The sequence below is a fragment of the Taibaiella soli genome (assembly GCF_003236175.1).
Lineage (GTDB): Bacteria > Bacteroidota > Bacteroidia > Chitinophagales > Chitinophagaceae > QKTW01.
Window position 1 is genome coordinate 230135 of sequence record NZ_QKTW01000016.1, and the last position, 24534, is coordinate 254668.

The 24534-nt window shown below is 41.9% G+C and carries 21 protein-coding genes; 9 read left to right on the forward strand and 12 right to left on the reverse strand.

The window, feature by feature from the left end; genetic code table 11:
- Positions 1 to 44 precede the first annotated feature (44 nt).
- Positions 45 to 1487, forward strand: coding sequence for an oligosaccharide flippase family protein (locus tag DN068_RS11015; protein WP_110998966.1), 1443 nt, complete (start codon positions 45 to 47; stop codon positions 1485 to 1487).
- On the opposite strand, the gene DN068_RS11020 is transcribed toward DN068_RS11015, so the two are convergent.
- Entirely contained in the window at positions 1484 to 2407 is a 924-nt protein-coding gene (locus tag DN068_RS11020; RefSeq protein WP_110998967.1) for a YihY/virulence factor BrkB family protein, read from the reverse strand. The two genes, DN068_RS11015 and DN068_RS11020, sit on opposite strands and share 4 nt — an antisense overlap.
- 109 nt (positions 2408 to 2516) lie before the next feature.
- Here DN068_RS11020 and DN068_RS11025 point away from each other — a divergent pair, with 109 nt between their 5' ends.
- A complete protein-coding gene (locus DN068_RS11025; RefSeq protein ID WP_110998968.1) occupies positions 2517 to 2846 on the forward strand; it encodes a DUF6496 domain-containing protein in 330 nt (109 codons plus the stop codon).
- Positions 2847 to 2978: 132 nt separating this feature from the next.
- On the opposite strand, the gene DN068_RS11030 is transcribed toward DN068_RS11025, so the two are convergent.
- The 6 genes from DN068_RS11030 to DN068_RS11055 form a co-directional block, all read right to left on the reverse strand.
- On the reverse strand, positions 2979 to 3947 hold the full coding sequence (locus DN068_RS11030; RefSeq protein WP_243630218.1) for a potassium channel beta subunit family protein: 969 nt from the start codon (positions 3945 to 3947) through the stop codon (positions 2979 to 2981).
- Positions 3948 to 3976: 29 nt separating this feature from the next.
- The gene (locus DN068_RS11035; protein ID WP_110998970.1) at positions 3977 to 4357 is read right to left on the reverse strand and encodes an endonuclease domain-containing protein; all 381 of its coding nucleotides are present in this window, start codon (positions 4355 to 4357) and stop codon (positions 3977 to 3979) included.
- Positions 4358 to 4463: 106 nt separating this feature from the next.
- Positions 4464 to 5708, reverse strand: a complete 1245-nt coding sequence (locus DN068_RS11040) for a DUF1015 domain-containing protein (RefSeq protein ID WP_110998971.1) — start codon at positions 5706 to 5708, stop codon at positions 4464 to 4466.
- 106 nt (positions 5709 to 5814) lie between these two features.
- Complete coding sequence (serC, locus tag DN068_RS11045; RefSeq protein WP_110998972.1) at positions 5815 to 6879, reverse strand: 3-phosphoserine/phosphohydroxythreonine transaminase; 1065 nt, start codon at positions 6877 to 6879, stop codon at positions 5815 to 5817.
- The gene (locus tag DN068_RS11050) at positions 6876 to 7463 is read right to left on the reverse strand and encodes a DUF502 domain-containing protein (RefSeq protein ID WP_110998973.1); all 588 of its coding nucleotides are present in this window, start codon (positions 7461 to 7463) and stop codon (positions 6876 to 6878) included. Before DN068_RS11050 ends, serC begins: the two co-directional genes overlap by 4 nt.
- A 130-nt stretch (positions 7464 to 7593) precedes the next feature.
- Complete coding sequence (locus DN068_RS11055) at positions 7594 to 8343, reverse strand: TIGR02117 family protein (RefSeq protein WP_243630221.1); 750 nt, start codon at positions 8341 to 8343, stop codon at positions 7594 to 7596.
- 106 nt (positions 8344 to 8449) lie between these two features.
- Here DN068_RS11055 and DN068_RS11060 point away from each other — a divergent pair, with 106 nt between their 5' ends.
- On the forward strand, positions 8450 to 9535 hold the full coding sequence (locus tag DN068_RS11060; protein ID WP_165836361.1) for an acyloxyacyl hydrolase: 1086 nt from the start codon (positions 8450 to 8452) through the stop codon (positions 9533 to 9535).
- On the opposite strand, the gene DN068_RS11065 is transcribed toward DN068_RS11060, so the two are convergent.
- Together DN068_RS11065 and DN068_RS11070 are read right to left on the reverse strand one after the other, a co-directional pair.
- Positions 9532 to 11256, reverse strand: coding sequence for a glycosyltransferase family 39 protein (locus DN068_RS11065; RefSeq protein ID WP_110998975.1), 1725 nt, complete (start codon positions 11254 to 11256; stop codon positions 9532 to 9534). The genes DN068_RS11060 and DN068_RS11065 overlap by 4 nt on opposite strands.
- Before the next feature lie 9 nt (positions 11257 to 11265).
- Positions 11266 to 12234, reverse strand: coding sequence for a KpsF/GutQ family sugar-phosphate isomerase (locus DN068_RS11070; RefSeq protein ID WP_110998976.1), 969 nt, complete (start codon positions 12232 to 12234; stop codon positions 11266 to 11268).
- Between the two features lie 154 nt (positions 12235 to 12388).
- On the opposite strand from DN068_RS11070, the gene DN068_RS11075 reads away from it, so the two are divergent.
- Both DN068_RS11075 and DN068_RS11080 read left to right on the forward strand, forming a co-directional pair.
- Positions 12389 to 13762, forward strand: coding sequence for a LutB/LldF family L-lactate oxidation iron-sulfur protein (locus DN068_RS11075; protein ID WP_110998977.1), 1374 nt, complete (start codon positions 12389 to 12391; stop codon positions 13760 to 13762).
- 23 nt (positions 13763 to 13785) lie between these two features.
- On the forward strand, positions 13786 to 15081 hold the full coding sequence (locus DN068_RS11080) for a polysaccharide deacetylase family protein (RefSeq protein WP_110998978.1): 1296 nt from the start codon (positions 13786 to 13788) through the stop codon (positions 15079 to 15081).
- On the opposite strand, the gene DN068_RS11085 is transcribed toward DN068_RS11080, so the two are convergent.
- Positions 15068 to 15739 carry a L,D-transpeptidase family protein gene (locus tag DN068_RS11085; RefSeq protein WP_165836362.1) on the reverse strand — a complete coding sequence of 224 codons (672 nt, stop codon included), beginning with the start codon at positions 15737 to 15739 and terminating at the stop codon, positions 15068 to 15070. The two genes, DN068_RS11080 and DN068_RS11085, sit on opposite strands and share 14 nt — an antisense overlap.
- Positions 15740 to 15940: 201 nt before the next feature.
- Between DN068_RS11085 and DN068_RS11090 the strand changes: the two genes are divergently transcribed.
- Entirely contained in the window at positions 15941 to 16615 is a 675-nt protein-coding gene (locus tag DN068_RS11090; RefSeq protein WP_110998980.1) for a metal-dependent transcriptional regulator, read from the forward strand.
- Between the two features lies 1 nt (position 16616).
- Here the strand turns inward: DN068_RS11090 and DN068_RS11095 are convergent, their stop codons facing one another.
- Both DN068_RS11095 and DN068_RS11100 read right to left on the reverse strand, forming a co-directional pair.
- Positions 16617 to 17126, reverse strand: a complete 510-nt coding sequence (locus DN068_RS11095) for a DUF2480 family protein (protein ID WP_110998981.1) — start codon at positions 17124 to 17126, stop codon at positions 16617 to 16619.
- 102 nt (positions 17127 to 17228) lie between these two features.
- Complete coding sequence (locus DN068_RS11100) at positions 17229 to 19388, reverse strand: peptidylprolyl isomerase (RefSeq protein WP_110998982.1); 2160 nt, start codon at positions 19386 to 19388, stop codon at positions 17229 to 17231.
- 771 nt (positions 19389 to 20159) lie between these two features.
- On the opposite strand from DN068_RS11100, the gene nadA reads away from it, so the two are divergent.
- The 3 genes from nadA to DN068_RS11115 all read left to right on the forward strand — a co-directional run bounded on the left by nadA (position 20160) and on the right by DN068_RS11115 (position 24521).
- Entirely contained in the window at positions 20160 to 21173 is a 1014-nt protein-coding gene (gene nadA / locus DN068_RS11105; protein WP_110998983.1) for a quinolinate synthase NadA, read from the forward strand.
- Positions 21174 to 22105: 932 nt separating this feature from the next.
- Positions 22106 to 23974: a tRNA uridine-5-carboxymethylaminomethyl(34) synthesis enzyme MnmG gene (gene mnmG, locus DN068_RS11110; RefSeq protein WP_110998984.1), complete on the forward strand. Its 1869-nt coding sequence runs from the start codon at positions 22106 to 22108 to the stop codon at positions 23972 to 23974.
- Positions 23975 to 24062: 88 nt separating this feature from the next.
- Positions 24063 to 24521 (forward strand): regulatory protein RecX, encoded by a 459-nt coding sequence (locus DN068_RS11115; RefSeq protein WP_110998985.1) that lies wholly within the window; start codon positions 24063 to 24065, stop codon positions 24519 to 24521.
- Positions 24522 to 24534: the final 13 nt, after the last annotated feature.

The following is a 24534-nucleotide window of genomic DNA, read 5'->3' on the forward strand; positions in this document are numbered from 1 at the left end:
TCTCTTGCTATTGGTTACCAGAGCGGCCAGACTGACTATCCCGAATGCGCAAATTTTTTGTAAAAAATATACTTTTCGTCCTCGCGGTCAATATTCTGATCAAACCAGCCTGGATCTTTCTTATAGACCGTACGGTTCAAAACCGGGTAGGACACGCTGCCTATGGTACTTATCAGGCATTGTTCAATCTGGCGCTGATATTCCAGATCATCCTTGATTTCGGGCTTAATAACTACAACAGCCGTATTATTTCGCAGAAACCGGACAGTTTGAAGGAAATGTTTCCGGTTATGCTTTCGGCGCGGATTGTACTTATTCTATTTTATGCTTCGCTGGTTTTTATCACAGGATTCGCCCTGGGCTACCGTGGCTGGGAACTGGGCCTGCTCAGCGGCGTATTGCTGATACAGGGCATTACCGTGATGGTGCAGTATTTCCGAAGCAATATTGCAGCTTTGCACCACTTCCGTACCGATGGTATTTTATCCGTCACCGATCGTTTCTTGATGATCCTAATCTGTGGCTTTTTGCTATTCTTTCCAGCCACGGCCAAACATTTCCGTATCGAATGGTTTGTATTCTGCCAGGTGGGGTGCTATAGCGCCGCTGCAATTATTTCATTCTGGGTGCTGCGCAAAATAGCGCCGGTACGATTGCATTTCAAATTCCATACCGGAGGTGTGCTGCAAATTATTAAAGAAAGCCTGCCTTATGCTTTGCTGATCTTCCTGATGTCTATTTATACACGGGCTGATACGATGCTGATAGAACGTATGGCGGGCAAAGAACAGGCCGGTATTTATTCTGCCGCTTATCGCTTACTTGATGTCGGAAATATTTTCGGGCTAATGTTTGCCAACATGCTATTACCCCTTTTTGGCCGCATGTTGGCTCAAAAAGACGATATCGTTCCCATCATCAGGGTGTGTGTCAATATGCTGCTGCCGGTGGCATTTATGGCCGCCGTAGGCGCCTTTTTCTATGGTACCGATATCATGCATATGCTTTATCCGGCCTCAGGCGTTTATGATGGCGCTGTTTTCTCCTGGCTGATTGCATCGCTGCCTGCTTTTTGCATGATGTATGTTTACTCTACTTTACTTACCGCAAGTGGCGATCTTAAAATCTTAAACAGATTGGCATTGTTGGGCGTAGCGATCAGCTTAGGTGTCAACTTTGTAATGATTCCCCGCCACGGAGCATGGGGCGCTGCAGTTACTGCATTCATAACACAATCAACCTTAGCCCTGGGCTTTATTATTTTCGCAAGTAAGAAAAATCATCTGCCGGTAAATCTGAAATGGACTTTTGCACACCTCGGCTTTTTCGGACTTGTGATTGCTATTGGTTACGGTGCCCATTTACTGCCAATAAAATGGCTGTTACAGCTGGGAATTTTTGCAGTTATCTGTCTGGGCTGTATGTTTCTCTTCCGTTTTATTTCGGTGAAAGCGTTGCTGGGTTTATTTAAAAAAGAAACAGCCTAGTCGTTTAAATACGCATTCGGATCGGTAATTTCTTTTTCTTCTTTTTTCATGATAAAAACCGCCGTCTTGTATGGCCGGATGCCTTTGCCTACGCGCAATGCGTACACTTTGGTAAACTCAGCCCCCATGTATAAAATGATGGCGGAATAATAGATCCAGGAGAGGATCAGAATCAAGGCTGCTGCTGCACCATAAGTGTTGCCAAACTTTGAATTGCCAAGATAAAAACCGATCAGAAATTTACCCAGCAAGAAAAGAATACCGGTAAATGATGCACCAACAAACGCGTCTTTCCATGCAATTTTAGCATCGGGCAAAACCTTGTAAATAACGGCAAATAAAAGGGTAATGATACCAAACAGAATAATCAGGTTGAGCGCTTTAAATAGCAGCACATTTTCAATGCTGAACAACCGTTGTAACTGCTGCGAAAGCAGGTCCATCAGCGTATTGACAAACAAGGACACAATTAATAGGAATCCGATGCCGGCAATCAGCGAAAAAGACAACAAACGGTCCTGAAGAAATTTCAGCCAGCCTCTTGTCGGTTTGGCTTTCAGCGACCAGATATAATTAATTGAAGTTTGTATCTCCACAAATACTCCGCTGGCACCAAAAAACAGGATTACTATACTGATGATCCCATATTTCGCGGCCGAATTTTGCTGCTGCATGTTGCGTATTATACTCAATAATTCCTGTGCACCATCTTGCCCAATGAGACTCCTGATCTGACTGTACACATCTTGTGTGATATCTCTTTTCTCAAAAAATAAACCCGTAAGAGAGATAATAAGCAATAGCATCGGGCCAATGGAAAAGATCGTGTAGTACGCCAATGACGCGCTCAATTTCATTCCATTATCCCGGCCAAATTCATTTACGGTACTCTTGAGAATGCCAAACCATTTTTTTATCATGGATGAAAAGGTTTTACTTAAAGTTACCAGATTGTCTATTAGAATCGGGCCATTGGCACGGCTTTTTAACCTATAAATAAAAATATTTTCCTATTCAAAATTCACAGTCATGGAACGCAAATACGGTAAAAAAGCCTCGCAAAAAGTAGGCCGCGCCTTGCACGAAATGGAAAAAGGCGAATTGACGTCCGGCAATTCAGGAAAAAAAGTAACAAGCCGCAAACAGGCGATTGCTATTGGCCTCTCTGAGGCTAGGGCAGAAGGTGCTAAAGTACCAAACAAGAAATCTCCAACTAAGAAATCTGCAACAAAAAAAGCAGCGACCAAGAAAACGGCCACGAAGAAAAGTGCTACTAAAAAAACGGCGTCTAAGAAAAGTACAATGACTAAAGCAGCCGCACCAAAGAAAAAAGCTGCAGCAAAAAAATCAATGAAATAGGTAGACTGGAATTAGGAACCTTAGCGAAAGAAAAAAGCCCTCACAATATGTGAGGGCTATATTTTTGTTCCAATACCATTTTCAGGATCGCTGATTTTATATTTTATCTAAAGGAAAATCAGACATCAACAATTAGATATCTGCCGGCTTCGTCTGCATGATATCATCAATGCGTTTCTTTATTTCTTCTGTAAGCTTCGGATATACTTCAAGCGCTTTGAGATTCTCTTTCAGCTGCTCTTCTTTTGTAGCACCCAATATCGCGGTAGTCACATGCGGATTACTAATACACCACGCAATAGAAAGCGTTGCCAGCGACGTATTCAAGTCCTTTGCCACGGATTCCAGTTCTTTTACACGAGCCAGACGCTCATTGCTAATGGTGCTGTCCTTAAGCCATTCAAAACCTTCCAGTGCCAGTCTCGATCCTTCAGGAATACCGTTGTTGTATTTGCCTGTAAGCAAACCGCTCGCCAATGGACTCCAGATGGTGGTTCCCAATCCTACATTTTTGAAAATCGGCAGGAAATCTGATTCCATTTTATGACGCACAAACAGATTATACTGCGGCTGCTCCATCGCCGGACCTTCCAGACCCAGTTCTTTCGCAACCATATTGGCTTCCATGATTTCTGAACCGGTCCATTCGCTGGTGCCCCAGTACAGAATTTTGCCTTGCTGAATCAGTGTGTTCATTGTACGAACCACTTCTTCTATTGGCGCGTTTCTATCCGGGCGATGGCAGAAAAACAGATCCAGATAATCAAGTTGAAAACGCTGCAAGGCTTCATGGCAAGCTTCCGTAATATGCTTGCGACTCAAACCTGTCTGATTAGGCTTGTTTTTATCCCCGCGCCAGCCAAAATATACTTTGCTGGAAACGGTATAGGATGAGCGCTCCCAGTCTTTCGACTTTAGTACACGACCCATCATTTTTTCCGATTCGCCACGGCTGTACACCTCCGCATTATCAAAAAAGTTGACGCCATTTTCATACGCCAGGCTCATCAGCCTGTCCGAAATGCCATCATCAATTTGTTTGGCAAAGGTTACCCAGGAGCCGTAAGACAGGACGCTTAACTGCAGTCCCGTTTTTCCCATTCTTCTGTATTCCATAATACCCCAAACCCCTAAAGGGGCTTTTTCATGTTTTCGTGAATAATTTTTTCTAGCTCCGATATTACTTGCTCAAATCTCTGGATCACTACTTCATCCGTAAACCGAATTATTTTTAGTTCCTTACTCTTGAAAAAAAGATCTTTTTCTGCGTCCTTTTGTTTTATGTCTTCACGGTTGTGAATAGAATCATCCACTTCAATAACCAGCTTCAGTTTATGACAATAAAAATCAGCGATACAATCTCCTAAAGGATGCTGCCGCCTGAATCTTAAACCATGCGGTTTCTGCCGCAAATAATTCCACAAAACCGATTCTGCAAATGTCTGATTTTCCCGCAACCTCCGCGCATGCTCAAATATCAACGGTCCCGCCTTCAAAAACATATTTCCCATAACCCCTCCAATCGCAAATTCCTTGCCAAATTGTGGTAAGTCATATTAAGTTGTTCGACAACAAGAGCGCTGCAACCACGCGGAATCCCCCTTCAGGGGCTAGGGGTCAAATGAGGTAAACTACCAGGCCATCTCTCAGCTTCGGCTCAAACCAGGTACTTTTCGGCGGCATTACATTGCCACTGTCCGCGATGCTGAACAACTGCTGAATAGACACTGGATAGCAGGCAAATGCTGCGGCCATTTCGCCTGAGTTTACGCGTTTTTCCAATTCCTGCAAGCCTCTGATACCGCCCACAAAATCTACACGCTTATCAGTACGGGGATCATGGATCGCCAATATTTCGGACAAAATATTATTCTGCAGAATAGACACATCCAGCACACCAATAGGATCTTCTGTAAACGTGCCCGGTTTCGCCACCAGCTTATACCAGTTTCCATCCAGATAAAGGCCAAATTCATGAGGCTCTTGCGGTTTGTATGGCTCAGTAGCGCCAATCGCTGTTATGCTGAATTTTTCATTCAGCGCCTGCAGAAATTTCTCAGGATTCAAGCCGTTCAGGTCTTTTACCACACGGTTATAATCCATAATCTGCAACTGGCTCGCCGGAAAAATACAAGTCACGAAGTAGTTAAATGATTCCTCACCCGTGATCGACATGCCGGCTTCGCGCAATTCCATGCACACCTTACCAGCGCTTGCTGCGCGGTGGTGTCCATCTGCGATGTAAGTACATGGCACTTCTTCAGCAAATAGACGTGTGATTGTTGCCACTTTTCCGTAGTCGTCCATCACCCAAAATGTATGACGAATACCATCTTCTGCTGTAAAATCGTACGTTGGTTTATTGTTCGCTTTCCAATCGGCAATCATCGCTTCTACGTCTTCCTGATCATTATAGGCCAGAAAAACGATACCCGTTTCGGCACGCGTTGTCTTGATATGATTAATGCGGTCCAGTTCTTTTTCCGGACGGGTAAATTCATGTTTTTTAACGATTCCGTTAAAATAATCATCACACGAAGAACCGCAGATAAGGCCTGTTTGCGAGCGGCCATCCATCACCAGTTCATAGATATAATAACAAGGTTCCTTATCCTGTATCATAATCCCGTCGGCAATCATCTGATCCAGATTTTCCTTTGCACGGTCATACACAACCTGACTGTGTACATCAATGCCCTCCACCAGGTCAATTTCGGAGCGGGTAACATGATAAAAATTGTATGGTTTTTTCTTAAACGCTCTTGCTTCCGCCACACTCACCACATCATAAGGCAGTGTAGCTACTTCCGCAGCATACTTTTCTTTGGGTCTTAATCCTTTAAAAGGAGTGATTCTAGCCATAGTACTTTAGTTCATTTTTATAGTCCGGGCGCCAGTACGCACATGAAAGTTTTGCGGCGTTGGCACCGTTCAAGGTCCGGAATTCTATCCGGCTTTTAAGATCAATTTATTGATAATTTTTTTCAAAATCCTGCATCAAAGAAATCAGCGTCTGCACATTCGCTACCGAAATCGCATTATAAAGCGACACCCGGAATGCGCCAACGCTCCGGTGACCAGCTATGCCTGTGACATCATTTTCTTCACAGAATTCCAGGAATTGTTGTTCCATTTTTTTATCCTTGCCAAGGAACACAACGTTCATTTTACTGCGATCTTCTTTCTTCACAATCCCTGTAAATAAAGTATTTCTGTCTATCTCGTTGTACAATAATGAAGCTTTAGTGTTTGTGTCCTGCGCTATCGCATCAATGCCTTTATCTATAATCCAGCGAAGCATTAGTAAAGAAACATAGATAGGAAAAACCGGCGCAGTATTCAGTACCGATTTTTTCGCAACCTGCTCTTTAAAGCTCAGCATCGGCGGAACGGAGCGCACGATCCTTTCGGTCATATCCTTCCGGATTGCAACAAGCGTATTACCCACTGCACCCAGATTTTTTTGGGCAACTGCATAAAAAAGCGCGCAGTTTGTATAGTCTCTCCGGCAGCTAAAAATATCGCTGCTCATGTCAGAGATAAGTGGAATTTCTGATTTAGGAATCTCCGGCCACTGGCTCCCATAAATGGTATTGTTGCTCGTGAAATGAACATAGCTCAAATCTTCTCCTTTCAAAGAAGGCCAGTTTGGAAGTTGCGTATAATTATACTCTTTGGAGGTTGAAAGTGTTTTCACCTTTCCATAATATGCTGCATATTCCATCGCTTCCGTCGACCAATGTCCGCTATCTACATAACCAGCGGTTGCGTTTTCTGCCAGAAAATTCATCGGAATCATAGCAAATTGAAGTCTGCCACCACCCTGAAGCCAAAGCACATCATAGTCGTCACCCAGGCCACAAAGCTCTTTGACCAATACTTTACTTTCTTCTAGTATGTCATCAAACAGTTTTCCGCGGTGCGGAATTTCAAGAATAGAAAGACCAGAACGATTGTAATCAATGACCGCTTCAGATGCCTGCTGCAATACTTCAAGCGGCAGCGCTGCCGGTCCCGCATTAAAATTGATCATCCCTTATGCGTTTTATGGAGTTCATCGAGATTGGCGATTCCGCCACTCACGGCAAATTTCATTGCCTCAGCTGCGTTCATTTTCGTAATCGGCTTTATGCTTTTGGCATCTGCAATTATTACATAGCCCGAAATGGCATAAGCATGCGGTAAATAAACCGCCACACGTCCCTGTAGGCCCAGATGTGCCATATCCGTCTGCGTTAAGAAGCCAATACGCCAGGTTTCCGGATTATGATTAATACATACCCAAACTGGCTTATTGAAGCGCTTTTTATCGCCCACAAATGAATCCATCACGTCTTTCACAGAGGTGTACAGATATTTGATGCCGGGGGTGTGCTCCAGTAAATGGTCAAATGCTTCGATCATCATACGGCCAAGGAAAAAACGGGTTCCCAGCCAGCCGATCATAGTCACACAAAACACCACGATCACAAAACCAAGACCACGCGGTACGGAGGGTATTATGCTGTCTACTCTGTCAAAAACAAGATAAATGATATATGCAGTGATAGCTATCGGGCAAAGAATCAGCAGGCCCTGTAGAAACGATCGGATCAGTATTGCGGCAAGACGACGCATGTAACGACAAAAAAGATTGGTTCTTAGTAAAGGTACATGTCTTTTTTATCGCTGATGGCTGATTTTTTGACCGCTGATTTATGTTGCCACCTGGGATAAATCAGACATTCGCGATCAGCCATCAGTGAGACTAAGGATATTTCAGGAAAATGCCAGTATCAAATGGCGTCCAGAGACAGGCGCGTTGTCCGCAAGCTTTCAGCCCGTTATTCGCCCAGGTATTGCAGGTGTAAAACATGCTGTAGCTGCCTTTCGCCTCGTAAAAAGCATCGGCATTTCCATAGTTTGCGTCCGTTACAATATGGATAACATGTCCATCGGCATCATGTTGCAGGCTGTTATTTATATAGGTTATTAACCGTTGGTACTGAGGGTTGCTGATATTGATTTTACGACAGCTTTTTGTTTCCGTCATCTGATTATAAAATGTAGCATGAATAGCAGTTGTACTCAGCGCAAAGGCGGCTTTGAACGCGGTGCTAAACTTGAGATCTGACCATTCCGGTGTTTCCAGATAAAAGCCTTTGTCGCCCCAGCCAAACGCCAGCCAGTTGACAGAATTCGTATCTGTGAGATGTGTATTTCCAAAACGAAATTCTCTACTCCAGTCCTCAGAAGCATTGCGCAGGGGCAGCACTAAATCAGTATGTACGCCGTTGGTTTTGATATATATTGTTACGTCCTCCGAAACGCCAGCCTCTCTTTCAGTAGCAATACGAGACAAACCCCAGGCACATCCCAGATAAACCAGCACAAAAGCAATAAAACAGAGCGCAAACCAGCCTGTATATTTCAATCCTTTTTTGACGTACTTCCTCATTTTTCTTTTGTCGGCCTTACCCGGCAGACGAATTTTTCCCAAATGTATCAATCTGTCCATGGACTATTTCTTCACTAATCGATAAAAATTATATTTGCCTGCTTTTTTGTCGGCAATGCAACAACCCCTGAAATATTTTTTTCTTTTTTGTGCTCTTTTGTGGCAAGTGTGCGCATATGGGCAGGAGGAATCGGCTCCTGCGGGCGCCGGCATGGGTATGGAAAGCAATTTTATCGTCGGTAAGGTGCTCAAACATTCCGAGAAATTTATCGCACCCATTCCGGATCATTCTACCGCTTACGAATTCAATTTTGTACAGCAAACTTATGGCACAAAAGACTGGCAGCAACGCCGGAAATTTCCTTTGGTCGGTTTTGGATTTACTTACACACACTACGGAAGTGATTCCATTTTGGGAAATGTATTTGGCATCTATCCAATCCTACAATTGCCAATAATTCGAGGTAAAAGAGTGGAATGGACAGTGCGTTTAGGCTTCGGACTGGGATATGCAACGAAACATTTTGAGCGTGTACCTGACTGGGATACCTTAAACAACGCGATCAGCAGTCACATTAATAATTTCAGCACCATCAGCACCGATATTCGCTATCATATCAACGATCATTTTGATGTGCAGGCCGGACTAAATTTTTCGCATGTTTCCAATGCAGCTTTAATGCAGCCAAATCTTGGTATCAATATGTATGGCGCGCATATCGGCATCCGTTATTTTCCTGTTTCAGCGCATCCTAAAAAAATCTATAAAGATTTGCCTAAGCTAAGCAATCGTTGGTTGTTTCAAGGTCGTATTGGCTTATCGTTTAACCAGGCAGGTTTTACCGATGGACCGATGTATCCAATCTACATTGCGTCAGCTTATGTAAGTCGTCGCTGGCTAAGTAAAAACAAGGTGTTTGCAGGTATTGATTATTCTTACCACAGCAATATTTATGCCTTTCTCCGGAACAATTATATAGCTATCGGAGACGAAAAAGCGCATTCCTGGAAAAGTGCCATTTTCGTAGGCAATGAGTTTCTTTTTGGCCGTGTAGGCATAATGCTGCAAGTTGGTTATTATATCAAACAGGCAGACCTGAAACTGGATCCTTATTACGAAAAACTCGGCGGCAATTTGTACCTCGTACAAAAGGAAAAAGGAGTGCTCAAAGAACTCTGCCTTTCTGCATTGCTCAAAGTACACCAAACACAGGCAGAATTCGCTGAAATGGGCATCGGGTTTGGTTTCTAGTCGCCCATCTGCAAATGCTGTACACGAAATCCCTTCATTATTCCATTAAAATCCCAATCAGAACTTAAATACACTTTCAACTTGCTTTGACGGAATGCTTCTGGCACATCAATATAAAAAGCGTAGCGGTTTAAACTGTCGTTTTCGGCAATTGCATTGAATAAACGAACATGCCGATGCAATGTGGAATCGTTATTTATCAAATCTGCATTTAGATTGCTGGACCAAAGGCTATTTGGCGCCTTGATTAATGCCTCAATCTTCAGCCATTCTTCTCCATGTAAATTCAAATTCGTGTCCAATAATACTTGCTGATTATTCGCTAGGAAATGGATGCTCGTTGTATCCTTAACATCGGCCAGAACAAAATGCCGGTATAAATCTTCAGTCTTGAAGCGGTCATTGTTATCCAGCAAACTCATCTGCTCTGCTGTAGGATGCGCATTGAGATAAACAGCACGATAATACGCACGGTTCATGTCATTATAATGGATAATCGTACGGTCATATTGCCAGGTCTGGAAAAGATTGACACCAAGCAAATAAATGCCCACCGCATAAAATACCAGCTTCCATTTTGTTTCTTTCACCTTTTGCACCAAAGCCCCCAATGGCAGCGCAAACACAGGGTAGCTCTGCATCAGCGCCCTTGTAGAAAAACTACCACCATAGCGCCAGTCATCCCAGGCAATAATGATGTAGATGTTTAGCAAACAAAACCATAAAACTGATTTCCGGAACGGAAACTTCCTGATGAAAAACATACCGGCAATAAGAAACAAAGTAACCGGTGTGTAGATAAACCAGCCCTTTTCAAAGCCAAACAACACACGGAACCACGGATTTAAAAACACCCATTTGCTGCCTACATCAAAGATGAATGAACCGGACGTTATCTTCCAGTAGATAAGCTGCGGAAGGATGCCTAAAATGCCAAAGAACGCCGCAACAAATACCTGTTTACGATGCGCCTTTACCATTGCCCATTTTTCTTTCGCCGCTTCTTTATTCTGCGTAGCCCAGAAGATCGGGATAAACACCATTATCGCCTCCGTAGGGCGGCTTATCGTGGCTAAACCTATTACATATCCAATAAGCGCTGCCCAGCCTATTTTAGGCCGTTCATGCCATTTAATGGTAGCAAATAAAACCAACACATAAAGCGGGAAAATATAAACATGACTTTGCGCATTATCTACCGCTGCATATTGTATGAAATTTGAAGCCAGACAAAGCAGCAATAGTGTAATCGCAGTGGTCGTATCATCAAAATAGCGAAGAAGTATTTTGCGCAGCAATAAAATAGCCAGGAGACAATAAACAAGCACGCCAAAGCCAAGTGCATACTGATATGGCGGTGAAAAACCATCCACAGGATAACCGTAATTTCTGGCAACAAAATCTCCAATAAAAAACCACGGCATTTCGAGAATCGCTACACCCCCGAGGTATTTAAAAACATAGTTGCCATTCTCCTGTTTTTCGGCCTGCCAACCATCACCGCCTGTTACGCTGTATTTTTTATCGATTTCTGTAAGCCAGTCCAGCTTCTTAAAATCATGATAAGTAAATACGGCCGGCAAATACATGTAATAGCCAAAAGCATCCCAGGTTGTGACGACGAGTGGCTTCCCGGATTGTTTGGGAGGATTAATACTACGATACTGAAACAACACGGCAGTAATAAGAATAACCGCCAGCAGGGAAAAAAGGTTTTTCATCAGATTCAATTAGATCAGTCCTTCTCTTACCAGGTCATGCAGATGCAACATGCCGGAATAGCGGCCATCGAGCGTTACCACCAATTGTGTTATATCATACTCCCGCATTTTTTCCAACGCCAGCACGGCAAGTTCACTTTCATCAATATCCTTGGGATTCGCACTCATAATATCGACAGCCGTCAGCTTATTTGGCTCATCGTGCTTCTCCAGCATACGACGGATATCACCATCGGTAATGATTCCTTTCACAACATTGTTTCCATCTACCACCACAGTGGCTCCAAGGCGCTTGCTTGAAATTTCGTAAATGATTTCGCGAATGCGGGCATCTTCTTTTACTTGCGGCTTTTCATTCATTTTGCTCATGTCTGAAACGCGCAGATAAAGCTTTTTGCCCAATGCACCACCCGGATGATAACGAGCAAAATCGCGTGAGGTAAAACCTTTCAGCTCCAACAAACAAACAGCCAATGCATCACCCATCACCATTTGTGCGGTCGTGCTGGTTGTGGGCGCCAGGTTATTGGGACAAGCTTCTTTATCAACGGTGCTGTTTACAAAGCAATCTGTATTAGTCGCGAGGTATGATTTATCGTTACCGCAAAGTGCGATCACCGGATTACCGAAATTTTTCACAAGCGGTACCAAAAATTTGATTTCCGGACTTTCACCGCTTTTTGAAATAATGATCACTACGTCATCTGGCTGAATCATACCGAGGTCGCCATGAATCGCATCAGCAGCATGCATAAACAAAGCAGGGGTGCCTGTAGAATTCATGGTGGCCACAATCTTTTGTGCAATAACCGCGCTTTTGCCAATGCCTGAAACCACCACACGTCCTTTGGATTCGTGTATCAGTGATACGGCTTTTACAAATTCGTCGTTGACAAATGCTTTTAATCCCGCTACAGACTGGGCTTCGAGCTCTATCGTCTCTAAGGCTTGCTTGAGTACAGCTTCTGATGAAAACATAGGCAACAAAGTTGGGCATTTTTATACTCAAAGACAACCCTTTGTTTTTCACTGCCGCCAGACCGTTCTGTTAGCGGTTTTCATGATGATTTCTCGGTAATACTTTTATATTTTTACCGTAATTTTCTTACGGCATAAAATTCCGACCGGCGATATGACTGATAACCGTACCAATTTTCTGGCAAAAAGTGAGGTAAAGGCGCAAGACCTGGAGCACAAACGCAAAGTAGCGTTCAATATTGACAAGTATAATGCTGCTGTGATCAATGGGAAAAAGCAGTTTGCCGATCTTGAACTGGCTCGGAAAAAGGCCAAGAACGCCAAATGGAAAGCTATTGAAAACCTGGATCAGTATCTTGAGCAGTTTGAACAAAACTTCACCGCTCGTGGCGGCAAGCTGATCTGGGCTGAAAATGCAAACGATGCGCTGGACGCAATTCTGGCGATCTGCAAAGAAAAGAATACGCATCAGGTGGTGAAATCAAAGTCGATGGTGACTGAGGAAATTCATCTCAATAAATTCCTTGAAAAAAATGGTATTGAATCTGTAGAAACTGATCTCGGAGAGTATATCCAGCAGCTGGACGGTGAGCCACCGTACCACATCGTAACGCCAGCCATGCACAAAAGCAAGGAAGATGTAGCGAAACTCTTTCACGAAAAATTGGGTACTGATCCCAATCTCGCACCGACAGAACTAACATTGATTGCGCGCGAAAAACTGCGTCAGAAATATCTTACCGCGGAAGTCGGTATTACTGGCGGAAACTTTCTGTTGGCCGATATCGGAGGCGTTTGCGTAACTGAAAATGAAGGAAACGGAAGATTGAGTACTTCTTTTCCAAAAACACATATTGCTATTGTTGGCATTGAAAAAATATTGCCTTCGGTAAATGATCTGCCGCTGTTCTGGCCTTTATTGGCAACTTACGGAACTGGTCAGCAACTTACTGCCTACAATACTATTTTCACTGGACCACGTCAACCAGGCGAAACGGATGGCCCCGATGAGATGTATGTAATTTTGCTGGATAACGGCCGTACAAACATGCTGCAGCACCCTGAAATGCGCGAGGGTATGTATTGTATCCGTTGCGGCTCTTGCCTCAATGCTTGCCCCGTTTACAAAAACATCGGCGGTCACGCATACGGCACTACTTACAGTGGCCCGATCGGATCTGTAATTACGCCACATTTGCAGGGCATTGATGAATACAAGCACCTCAGCTATGCTTCTACTTTATGTGGCAACTGCACAGAAGTGTGCCCGGTGAAAATAAACATTCACGGTATGCTGCTCGAAAATCGCCATACTGCTACCAAAGAAGGCATGAATGGTTTTTCTGAGAACATAGGTTGGAAACTCTGGAGAAAAGGCATGATGAGCCGCACAATGATGAATGCAGCCGGCCCTGGTTTTAAGAACATGATGCTGAATAAAGTGTTTGGCGAAACCTGGCTCAATCGCCGCTCTGGTACACACTTTGCCGAAAAATCATTTAACAAGCTCTGGAAAGAACGGAAATAGTCACGTTCACAAATCGCTGTTTCATGCAAACAATCTCTGTTTTTGTTCCGCAACTTTCACCCAGGCTTTTTTATACGCTTGATTGGGTCTTCAAGGAGCAATTACATTTGGATTATCGTTTGCTTACAGATGAAACTTCTTTGCCTGAAGATTTTTTTATTACCTACGGAAAACCCTTAACTGGTGGGCTTTTCATTCCCGACAACGGTCTGTTGTGGCAGCAAAATATCAGCACAGCGTATCAACCTGTTTTCGAGGAAACACTAGCCTATAATCCATCAGAAAAAGCATTTTCATTTGACGTTTTTTCGGCTGTTTTTTATTTGATTGCACGCTATGAAGAATACGCACCCAATCGCTTTACACCCGACAAACATAACCGTTTTCCGGCAACCGAAAGCGTATTGTATAAACGTGGTTTATTAGAGATTCCAATTGTCGATGAATGGCTGCAAACACTTCGTGAAATACTGACCCAACAATTCGGTTTTAAGCTGCCGCAAAAAACTTTTTCCTTCTTACCTACTTACGATATAGATATTGCATGGTCTTATCAAAACAAGGGCTGGAAACGGAATACAGGCGCATTAGCAAAAGATATTTTATCAGGCAACCTCAGTGCTGCATCAAGTCGGGTGAAGGTTTTATCTGGTCAACAAAAAGATCCTTATGATGCTTTTGACTGGATGCAAAAATTGCATGATCAACTTGATGTGAAGCCGATTTATTTTATGCTTGCGGCTTTAAAAACTACGCCTTTCGATAAAAATATTCTTCCTTCAAATCCGGCAATGCAAGCCTTAATTCGAAAGCTTTCTCTGAATGGTACAATCGGCATGCACCCATCTTATTTTACGGAAAAGAACAATGATCTGTTTGCTCAGGAACAACGCAACTTAGCCCTGATTGCTGATCAGGATATTACTATTTCAAGACAGCATTATATTAAATTGCATTTGCCTGAAACCTATTACCAGCTTAGTTTACATGGCATCACGGCCGACTACAGTATGGGTTATGGCGCCCATCTTGGATTCAGAGCAGGTACAGGTAATTCCTTCAATTGGTACGATCTCCAGAAGGAAGAGGAAACCAGTTTACGAGTATATCCGTTTTGCTTCATGGACACTACAGCGCATTATGAGCAAAAACTCACGCCGGACTTGGCTTTCGAGCGTTTACGCCAGATGGCATTACGTCTTCAAAACTGTAACAGCACGCTGATCACAGTCTTTCATAATTTTTCTTTAGGAACAGATCCTGAATGGAAAGGTTGGCATAATGCTTACGAGCGGTTCCTTCGTTTTATTTACGTATAAATACTCGGGTACCCACGCCCACAAAGCCATACAGCTCTTCGATATCTTTATTTTTTAACGCTACGCAGCCATCGGTCCAGCCGACGCCAAGCTCAATCATATTATCACCGCCAGGCCAGATGCCATGAATACCTACGGAACCACCGATTTTGGCAGTTGCTGGTATAATATGCTGTGCTTTCAAACGATTGAAACGTGCAATAGCCGAGTCATTTGGATAACTCAACCCCATGAACTTGTTATAATGGGATTTGGCATTTTTGTTGGTAATTTTAAACCAGCCCTCAGGCGTACACCGGTCGCCTTCCATGCACTTGTTTTCTTGCGGTCTTGGTCCGAAAACTGCCCGGTAACTCCGAATGACACGGCTTTTATAAAATACCTGCAGGCAATAGTCTGATTTATCAACCATTACCGTAATTGAATCTTTATTTAATGTATCGGGATTTACCGGCGCTGCAAAACCAACTGCCACAGTTTTAGGAATAATGATGGTCTGTGTAACTTTCATCAGTCCTTCGCGGTACTGAATAATGCGTACAATGTTGCCTTTATGGTCACTATACTCATCAAGGACTTTTACATCCTTTGGAATAGCTGTAGCTCCGTTGTTTGCCTGCTGCGCACACACCCAAACTGCACAAAAAATACCCAACACAAAAAGGCCCAATTTTAAGCCCCCCGACAAACTGCGAAAACTTGATAAAAACATATTCCTGACAGCAATAAATTAAATTATTGTGAAGTAAGCGAAAATAGCAAAAATTAAGGTAAGTATGAAGCCAAAAATAATTTGTTTTATATAAAATTTATGAGCTTAGTTGCCAAATCATTAGGGGGTTTCGTAAATTTACCGTCCATGCAAGCACTAACCCTGACTGAGGAAAATTATCTCAAAAGTATCTACACACTGCAGCATCGAAATGCTACGGGTGAGGTCTCTGTAAATGAGATCGCCGAACGTATGCAAACGAAGCCAGCAACGGTTACGGACATGCTTCGCAAGCTTTCTGAGAAAGAACTCATTCATTACGAGAAGTATAAAAAAATACAGCTTTCCGAATCAGGTATTGCCCAGGCTTTACAGATTCTCCGCAAACACCGTCTCTGGGAAACGTTCCTTCATGATAAACTGCAATTCTCCTGGGATGAAGTGCATGAGGTTGCAGAACAGCTGGAACACATTCATTCAAAAAAACTTATTGAAAGTTTAGATGCATTTTTAGGCTTTCCGAAGTATGATCCGCACGGTGATCCGATTCCAAATGCCAAAGGAGAAATGCCTGTCAGCAGAGCCGTAACCCTGCTAAATGTAGAACACGATATCAATTGCCAGATTGTTGCCGTGAAAGACAGTTCTACTGCCTTTTTGCAGCAACTCGAACGTTTTGGTCTGCAAATTGGTGTCACACTCCAGGTAAAAGAACAAATGGCCTACGACAACAGCATTCTGGTACAAACAAAAAGCGATCCTTTCTTTTTATCTGAAAAGACCGCTGATAATATTTTGGTTATTCCTGTCGCTGAATTATAGATTATTTCGGCTTTTTATAGATTGGTACGGTAGAGCAGGGTTCTCCGTACATCAAACTTTTCACAATAGGTCTTAAACGCTCTGTCGCAGCTATATAAGCCATTTCTGGAATTGGTGTGTCACCGCATCCTTTTAAAACCACACGTTTATCGTCGTATTCTGTAATATCGATCTGATCAATATTTTTCGTTACCAGCCATTTCTTCATTTCTACCTGCGTACCAAAATAAATTGATCTGGCGACGGGCTGTAAGTAAGAAGCGGCCAGCATATAAGCCCACATAGGAATAATAGCATCTACTGAGCAAAAAACAGCCACATTTTTACCTTCAAACGGTGCCCAGTCAAAGGCCTGAAGTGCTGTACGATAATCTTTTTCACGTAAGATCATTTCTCTGAATAGAAACGGTTTCAGATCAAAATCAGCAAATGAATCAGCTTCCGGAATATATGGTGCCAGATCCAGCGTCATAATACCGCTTTCCGCCACTTTGTTTACAATAATGTCCATCTTTATAAATCTCCTCCTACAAAAATACTAAGTACTCTTGGGTATAAAAAAACAGCACCGTTATTGCGGTGCTGTTTTTTATTTATCAACTATTAGCTAAAACTAATAAAGCATGCTTGCGTTGTATTTGATGTTCGCGTTGCGACGGAAAACTTCTTGCAGCGTTTGTGCCAGATAGTTTTTGTTTTGCATTTGCGTTTGCATCACTTGTTGGTTCAATGCCATTGGATCCATCGGCTTGTTACTGTCAAAACGGTTAGTAACCATCATATAGATCACACCATCTTGACCTTGAATACCTTCAGAAACTGTATTTGGTTTAAAACCAGCATAGAAAGCGAAACCAATTGCTTTCGGCTCATAACCTAAACCTGGAGCGAAAGGATTCTGCGCATTAAATGAATCAGCTTGTTGGATTGGCTGACCCGCTGTCTGAGACAGTGATTCCAATGAAGCTACAGTTTTGTATTTATCCTTGATCAACTGCGCTTTTTTATCATTTTTAACCAAAGATTCGATCATTGGTTTCGTATTCGCATCCAGTTTCACCAGACCTTTATCTTGAACATCAGCCAATTTCGCTACGATGTAACGATTTTCCAATGTGAAGATGCCAGATACATCACCAAGTTTCGCATCATACATCCATTTAATGATTTCATGAGAAGAACCCAGGCCTTGAATTGTGAAGTCGCTCACTTTTACGTTGCTTGCAACGCGTTTGTTGAGGTTCTCGCTTTTCACAGCAGCATCAAACGAAGCAGCAGTTGTATTCTTACCTGCGAAAGCAGTTGCTTTAGCATATACTGCCTGATCTGTATTCTGACCAGCGAAAAGTGATTTGCTGATTGTAGCCAGTTTCGCAGTTGGTTCAATACCATTTTGATTAATGATTTCAATGTAGTGGTAACCAGTATAGTTATCGTTACTTACTTTAACTACTTTCTTTTCACCAGATTTACCATCGAAAATGAAATCACCGAATTCTTTAGAAAGTTGCGGACGCTGAGCAAGTTGGAAGTCATATTCACCACCATTGTTTTTGCTTCCTTCATCTTCAGAATATTTTGCAGCAAGCGTTTTGAAGTCAGCACCGGCTTTCAGTGCAGTTTCAATACTATCGATGCGTTGTTTGGCAACTGAGTCAGCCAATACTACATTCGCCTGGTCTTTTGTTTTGATCAGGATGTGACGGCATTTTACTGAATCTGGCAAAGTTTTCTTATCAAGAACTTTTGTCAATTTGTAAGAACCGTTTTCGTAGTATGGACCAAATACCGCACCTGAAGGCATATTCATTATGCTATCAGCGTAAGCAGACATCATTGATTTTTTAGTCACGTATGCACCAACAAACTGCTCGTCTGAGTTACGGTTAACTACACTTTCAGCATCGTTAGTTGTCGCAAATTCATTTTTGATTTGTTCCAGTGTTCCTTTTGCCTTCGCAGTGTCTTCGCTAGAAGGCACAATATCAAAAGAAACATAATCGATGCTACGTGTAGGATCTTCGATTGTGTAAAGTGCAGCGTGTTTCTGGAGGTAAGTCTGCAGATCAGCATCAGTCACTTTCACTTCGTTGTCATTAACGGTAGTGTAAGGTACTTTCACAAAACGCACACTTGCCATTGAGTTCTGATCTTTGATCTGACGGTCTACTACAAATTTCGGCGTATACAGACCATTTACAACCAGATTGCTGAATTTCTGGATTCTGTAATTACGCTTTACATAAGTCTTTACAGTTTCCCATGATTCCAATGCTTTTTGTCCCTCCGGTTTAGCGAAGAATGGATTGTTCTTTTGTTCAAAAGCAGCTAAAGCCTGAGCATTAAACTGACCAGTTTTAGGATCCATGAAATAAGGGAACTGCTGAACCATTGGATCAGGATATGGGCCCTTAATAATGTCCTTTTCTTCTTCCTTGGTCATCTGAATACCCAACTCGTCCATTTGTTTTGAGATGAGTTTCTCAAAAACGAGTTCACGGAGTGCCTGGTCATGCAATTGAGCTTTGGCGGCATCGTCCAGTTGACGTTTAGAATAAAGTTCATATAGGGTTTCATATTCCCTGATACGTTCTGCATATTCTTTAGCGTCTACTTTTTCGCCATTTACTTTCACTACGCTGGAGTCTTTACCAAACAACTCGCCGAAGCGGCCGCTGGCAGCGTCCATTAAGATAAAGCCCACAAGCGCCAGCGCAATGATAAAACCAGCCAGCTTTGCGTACTTATCCCTGATTTTTTGAATTACAGCCATATAGGTTGTTACTATTTTATAAGGAGGGCAAATTTATACGAAAAATCCAGATTATAAAGTATTCCTGGCGATAAACCTGAAATAATAATCATTTCTTTTTTCCACTCTCTCTTTTTAAGTCTTAAAACAATCTCACCAATCAGTTTAACAGTTTAAAGTAAAGCTTTAGATTAAAAATCGAACTTTCATATAAACAAATAGTTTTATTAAACTATGTGACGATTTGATGGTTCCATTTTTAATTCGAAAATCAATGTGTTAAAGCTTCACTTTAAGTCTGTTACGTTCGTTACCAAGATAGAATACACATTTGATTCTAAGGAAATCCACGAAAAACGATGCAAAACAACTAAAAAATGTGGATAACCACACTCCAAAAATGGATTTTCAAATAAAAATGAATTAATTGTTAAGGTTATCCACTTTTTACGTGAATTTTTTCTGGATTTCATGGGAATTACCGTGGATGATTAAAGAGTTTTCAAGTTTTACTTTAAGTGGGCAGAAATTTTTAGACCTAAAATTGGCCTTTTCAACATCGTTCTACGATATCCAGATACAAAAACTTTTTCACAGCCTAGTTTATCCACATTTGAGTACCTTTATGTTAGAATATTCTGCCAGAAAGGGTTTCAGATGTGGATAACCTTGGAATAACTTGGGTATTAGTTTCGTTTTGGTAAATTGCAATGGGAATTGCGTATTTGTATCCCCAAATTCACAGCCCTAATGGTAATAGTCTTTTTTTAGAAGAAATTTTTTATTTTTATTATGTCAGATGTGAAATTCCTCGCCGAAGAGACGGCAAAATTAGATATTAAAGGATTTTTAGATGTAGAAATCGATCCGACACTTGATCTGTTTGATGAAATCGAACGATTGAAGAGGGAAAAAAACGCAATTGTGCTCGCACATTACTACCAAGAGCCTGATATTCAAGACATTGCGGATTATATTGGCGATAGTTTAGGTCTGGCACAACAAGCAGAGAAGACAGATGCCGATATCATTGTATTCGCTGGTGTACACTTCATGGCGGAAACAGCTAAGATTCTTAATCCAAACAAAAAAGTATTACTTCCGGATCTGAATGCCGGTTGTTCATTGAGCGATAGTTGTCCGCCACCATTATTCAAAGCATTTAAAGAAAAACATCCGGATCATATTGTTATTTCATATATCAACTGTTCCGCTGGCATTAAAGCTTTAAGTGATATAATTTGTACTTCATCTAATGCCCGCCAGATAGTGGAGAGCTTGCCACTTGACCAAAAAATCATTTTTGCTCCAGACAAAAACCTGGGTGGTTACATTAATAAGGTAACTGGTCGTAATATGTTGCTGTGGAATGGTGCTTGTATGGTACACGAAATTTTCTCATTGGAGAAGATCACCAGGTTGAAGGAGCGTCATCCGGAGGCGAAGTTGATTGCTCATCCGGAATGTGAGGAAGCCGTTTTACGTATCGCTGACTTTATTGGTTCCACGACACAGCTGCTTAAGTTCAGTGAAACTGACGAAGCGCAAAGTTTCATCGTCGCTACCGAAACAGGTATTCTCCACCAGATGCAAAAGAACGCACCTGACAAAACTTTCATTGCAGCACCTCCGGATAATGCGTGTGCCTGTAACGATTGTCCACACATGAAGTTGAACACACTTGAAAAATTGTATCTCTGCATGAAGTATGAATTGCCCGAAATTACGATGGAGGAGCAGCTCAGAGTTGCAGCAAAACGACCAATAGACAAGATGCTGGAATTGAGTCGTCAATTTGGGCTTTAGAGCTGAATTCGTTACAAAACAGGTATATTTTTATTGAAAGATGGGCTTTATGTCCATCTTTTTCTTTTTTATAGACATCGTTTTGGTCTTTGTCCAACAATTCCTTTCCACTGGACAGTCTTTCCCAAACCAGTTGTCTGTCTAACATTTGTTTATCGGCGGATAAAGCATAATCCTCCATAGATGTATATTTAAACTAGTCAATTTACAATCTGAAAAATGCTGGTGATGTGTTAGTCAGGCAAGGTTATTAAACCAAAACTCGTTGAACCGGAGAATGGTAATTTCAATCTTTTTCGGTGGCCGTCTTTTGTCTTAATTGGTTGTTTGCGCGAAAATATTGCAAAGATTTCTGACTAGTAGTTGCATTATTTCAGTCGTCGTGAGAAGATTGTTTTGTACTGGTTTTATGAATTATTTTTTGTCAATGGTGTCTTTCAACAAACAAGGGAGCGCAAATATCAAACCGTTTATGTCGTACTAGCTTTTATTTCTAGGTCTCAGAGTACGTGTAGCTTGTCTATAGAAAAATGATTTAAGGAAACGATGGTGGCAAACATCCACATTATTCTTTGCTTTGCCGTGGAATTTTATTGTTTGTTAGTTTAATTGGATAGACTTTTTGCTTACCTGGAATACACTTAGGGGTGGTGTTTCTCTTGTATATCCGATAATGTTCAACACTCTTTTACTTGTGCTTGATGCTTGTTGTTGTGTTCGTTTGCACTTCGGGTGTTAATCACCTTCTTTCATTTTTCGAACAATACCAGTATTAGCTTAAGATATTGTAAATCAATTTGAAGTTACTTTTTGACGGGGTATTCTATTTTAAGGAGGCTCGGAATTGTCGCTCGTTTGGTTCCACGTGGAACATGAAGCTATAGATAGAAATTTAATCACTAAGTGGCTATAGCTTCGTACCTTTGCGGACTATGTTTCCAGAATATGATGTTATAGTTGTAGGTGCCGGCCACGCTGGATGTGAGGCCGCAGCTGCAGCTGCAAATATGGGATCCAAAGTTCTTTTGGTTACCATGAATATGCAGACCATCGCACAGATGAGCTGCAATCCAGCTATGGGTGGAATAGCGAAAGGACAAATCGTAAGAGAAATAGATGCGCTTGGTGGTTATAGTGGTATTGTAAGCGATAAAAGCATGATTCAATTCAGGATGCTGAATAAATCTAAAGGTCCTGGTATGTGGAGCCCACGTACACAGAATGATCGAATGCTTTTCGCTGCCACTTGGCGTGAGATGCTTGAAGCTACATCTAATGTAGACTTTTGGCAGGATATGGTGAAAGAGTTGATTGTTTCACGTGGAACAATTCAAGGTGTGGTAACAGGAATGGGACAAGAGATTCGCGCTAAGTCTGTAGTACTTACTAATGGTACGTTCCTGAATGGTGTGATTCATATTGGAGAGAAACAGTTTGGTGGGGGGAGAATAGGGGAGAAAGGCGCTTCTGGTATTACAGAACAGCTTGTAGAGCTTGGTTTTGAGTCTGCAAGATTGAAAACTGGAACGCCACCACGTATTGATGGCCGTAGTTTGGACTATACTAAGATGGAAAAGCAGGAAGGTGATGAGGAAATTGTAGGGTTTTCTTATTTACCAGTGGAAAGGATTAAACCGCAAGAGCAGCGTGCTTGCTGGATTACTTATACAAGTCAGGAAGTACACGATATTCTTAAGACTGGTTTTGAGCAATCTCCAATGTATCAAGGCCGTATTAAAGGTAGTGGTCCACGTTATTGTCCTAGTATCGAAGATAAGATCAATCGCTTTGCAGATAGAGATCGTCATCAGTTGTTTGTAGAGCCAGAGGGATGGAATACAGTGGAGATCTATGTAAATGGTTTCAGTACTTCGTTGCCAGAAGACGTTCAATATAAAGCGCTAAAAATGGTGCCTGGTTTTGAGAATTGCCGTTTCTTCCGTCCTGGATATGCCATTGAATACGATTATTTTCCACCAACACAGTTGAAATTTACACTGGAAACTAAGGAAATTCGTAACCTTTTCTTCGCAGGACAGATAAATGGCACCACTGGTTATGAAGAAGCCGCTTGTCAGGGATTAATGGCTGGTATCAATGCACATAGAAATGCACATGAACAAGAACCGTTCGTTCTGCAGAGAAGTGACGCATATATTGGTGTATTAATTGATGATTTGATCAATAAAGGAACAGATGAGCCTTATCGAATGTTTACCAGCAGGGCTGAATTTAGGACGTTATTAAGACAGGATAACGCTGATATGCGCCTTACACCGATGAGCTATGAGATGGGATTGGCCTCTGAAGAGCGTATGGAATTGGTTCGTAAGAAGATGGACGAGGTAGAACAAATCAAAAAAACACTTGCGGACTTTTCTGTAGAACCAGCAGCAGCGAATGAATATTTGTCTTCTAAGGATTCTTCGCCGTTGGTAGAACGTTCAAGAGCACTAAAATTATTACTCCGTCCGAACATAGATTTGAAGGAATTGTGCGCTGAAATTCCAGAATTAAAGGCCGCTATTGGAGACGTGCACATCCATTCCCTCGAGCAGGCTGAGATCCAGGCTAAGTATGACGTTTACATCGAAAAAGAGCGTGAATTGGTTAAGAAAATGGCCAGTTTAGAGGATTTAATGATCCCAGACAGCTTTAATTATGATAAATTGACTGCTTTGTCGATGGAAGCACGACAAAAGTTAAATAAGATAAGACCGAACACTCTGGGGCAAGCAAGTCGTATAAGCGGAGTCAATCCAAGCGATGTGCAAATCCTGATGGTTTATATGGGTCGTTAAAAAATTAAGAAATTGGTTTAGTAGCGTTACTAAGCCAATTTTTTTTGATTATTTTAATGTCTTGATTAGGTACTTTTCAGTCAGATAAATGGATTTCAGAACGGCGATTTACAAATATTGCAATTACCAGGAAAGGTGTCATCAGGATGTACGAAACAAATTATATGATCTTGGTGCAAGAAAAGATCAGGTTGAAACATTGATTGCAGACTTGATAGGAGATAACTTATTGAATGAAGAGCGGTATGCAAGGGCATTTGTAAGGGGTAAATTTCGCTTAAAGAAGTGGGGTAGAAAGAAGATCCTCCAGGAATTAAAGCTCCATAAGATATCGGAATATTGCGTTAAAAAGGGTATGTCTGAAATTGATGCGAATGAGTATGATTCTGTTTTGAATCAATTATGCGTAAAAAAGTGGAGAGAGCTAAATAGAGAAACAAATGAGTTCAATAAAAAAGGAAAGGTCTACAGATATCTTTTACAAAAAGGCTATGAACAGGATTTAATTTCTGATGCTATTAACCAACTATTAGAATCCGGAAGCTAATTAAATAAGTATA